Consider the following 2,497-nt stretch of genomic DNA (forward strand, 5'->3'; position numbering starts at 1 on the left):
GGAGACCTTGGTGCCCACCCTCGCGGCTCAGACACGTCCTCCGCGTTCGAGAAGGAAAGGCCGCTCCGCGGCCCCTGTTCTTATTGGCCTACGGCCGCTCCACTTGTGCGGAACTCGCCTCGAGGGTGGACACCAAGGTCTTTCACGACGATACGGTTGAGTGGAAGGAGAGCTGTTGGCGTGGTGCCGTCGTCGGTCACGGCCGCTACCGGAACACTGGGCCGATGCGGAAGCCGTTGCTGGTACCCGGTTGCCGAACACCTTCCCCGCGACTGTGCCTGCGCCGGCGTGCCTGCGTGCTTGCCGACGATGCGGCCGCGCGCTTTGGCTCGACCCACGCGAACCTCAGGGTCCGGGAGAGCCTTCGGTGCCCACCCTCGAGGCGAGTTCCGCACAAGTGGAGCGGCCGTAGGCCAAATCAGGTACATGGGCCGCGCAGCGGCCTTTCCGGTACGAAACGCGGAGGACGTGTCTGAGCCGCGAGGGTGGGCACCGAAGGCTCTGCGCCTCAGCCCCCACGCAAGCGGCGGCGCGAGCCGCTAAACACACGCACTCGCAAAGCGAGTGAACCGCACCCCTTCAGTCTCCCCGGCATTCCGCGAGGAACCACAAAAAAGGCCGGGCCCCGCGATGCGGGGCCCGGCCTGGTGGTGCGGTGTTATTGGGAAATGATGTCCGCGATCACACCCGTGGCAACAGCGACGAGAAGGAAGTCGTTGTTGTCGGCGCGCTGCCAGCGGTAGCCGCGTGGCGGTTCGCGCAGGTGGCGCTCGCGGTAATCGTTGACCACGATGACGCGGCCGTCATAACGGTGGCCACGCTCCCAATGGCCGCCCGGGCCCGGATGCCAGTTATTGGCGCGGTAGTCCCGATGGTCGTCGCGATGGTCGTCACGGCGATTGTCGCGGTGGTCGTCACGATGGTCATCGCGGTGATCGTCACGCTGATCGTTGCCATGGTCGTCGTGGTACTGCTGGATGCCTGCCGGCTGGAAAGGGGCCGGGCTGAAGGCGAACGCCGGGGCGATGACGGCCGAGGCGGCGACGGTAAGCGCGATCTTGCTAAGCAGTTTCATGCGGATGCTCCCGAATTAGCGTGTGGCAATGTCGAAGATGATGCCGGTCGCCACGGCGACAAGCAGAAAGTCGTTGTTCTCGCGGACCCAGTGGTAGCCGCGCGGCGGCGGGCGCAGGCGGTAGCTGCCGTAGTCGTACACCACCGTGTTACCGCCGTAGTAGCGATGGCCGCGCTCCCAGTGCCCGTAGTAACGCGGCGGGGGCGGGCGATGATAGTAGGCCGGACCGTTGTAGTAGCCGTGCCCGTAGTAACGTGGCGGCTCGCGACGGCCCTGCCAGCCACGATCATCGTGCCAGCGGCGATCATCGTGCCGGCCGCGGTCGTCGTGTCCGCGATCATGGCCGCGGTCGTGGCCGTGGCGATCACGGTCGCCGTCGTGGTCGCGATGATCGTCGGCAAACGCCGCTGTCGTGGCGACCAGGGCAAGGGCGGCAAACGCGGTACGCAGCATCATTCTCATCGCATCTCTCCAGGACGATCATCACGCCGCAAGTCGCTACGGCTGATCGACGATTGGAAGATAGGCAGACTTTCCTGAACGCGAAGTCCTACGAATCGAAAGTTTCGCGAAAGCATTCATAGACGCGACAGCTGTTGAACCGCCGCGTTCAGGAAATCGATCCCGGACGGAACTCGAGAGTGAGCTCTGGCGCGCGTTCCGCAAGATTTAACGACGTTCGCCGTTCAGGCGTGCGGGCAATGATTTTTCCGCCGCGAACGACCATCAGCCGGGTCGCCTTGAGGCGGATGGCTTCGTAGGTGTCGCCCGCCTGGAGCAGGACGAAGTCCGCGCGATGACCCGGTGCAATCCCGTACCTTTCCAGGCCGAGGACCCGCGCCGCATTGGTGGTGACAGCGTCGAAGCACTGCGCCACGCCGGTGGTCGACGTCATCTGCGCCACGTGCAGCCCCATGTGTGCGACCTCGAGCATGTCGCCCGAGCCCAGGCCATACCAGGGGTCCATCACGCAGTCGTGGCCGAAGGCGACATTGACCCCAGCGGCCATCAGCTCGGGCACCCGGGTCATGCCACGGCGCTTCGGATACATGTCGTGCCGGCCCTGCAAGGTGATGTTGATCAGGGGGTTGGCGATGGCATGCACACCTGCTTCGGCGATCAGCGGCAGCAGCTTGGAGACGTAGTAGTTGTCCATCGAATGCATGGACGTGAGATGCGAGCCGGTGACACGACCCTGCAGGCCGCTACGGATCGTTTCGGCGGCGAGCGTCTCGATATGCCGGGACAGGGGATCGTCGGATTCGTCGCAGTGCATGTCCATTCGCAGGCCCCGCTCGGCGGCTAACTCGCAGAGCCAGCGGATCGACGTCGCGCCATCGGCCATCGTCCGCTCGAAGTGCGGAATGCCACCGACCACGTCCACGCCCATGTCCAGCGCGYGGATGAGGTTGGCCTTCGCGG

General features: G+C 65.2%; 3 protein-coding genes. All 3 read right to left on the reverse strand.

Annotated elements, in window-relative coordinates; all coding sequences use genetic code 11:
• Positions 1-658: 658 nt before the first annotated feature.
• On the reverse strand, positions 659-1,069 hold the full coding sequence (locus AC1DSN_RS21310) for an RcnB family protein (protein ID WP_477298908.1): 411 nt from the start codon (positions 1,067-1,069) through the stop codon (positions 659-661).
• Between the two features lie 21 nt (positions 1,070-1,090).
• Positions 1,091-1,537, reverse strand: a complete 447-nt coding sequence (locus tag AC1DSN_RS21315) for an RcnB family protein (RefSeq protein WP_213949396.1) — start codon at positions 1,535-1,537, stop codon at positions 1,091-1,093.
• 148 nt (positions 1,538-1,685) lie between these two features.
• Positions 1,686-2,497 (reverse strand): cytosine deaminase (locus tag AC1DSN_RS21320; protein WP_477332733.1); only part of this gene is annotated, 812 nt, incomplete at its 5' end.

The sequence above is a fragment of the Luteibacter sp. P4_D7_3 genome, from assembly GCF_056401735.1.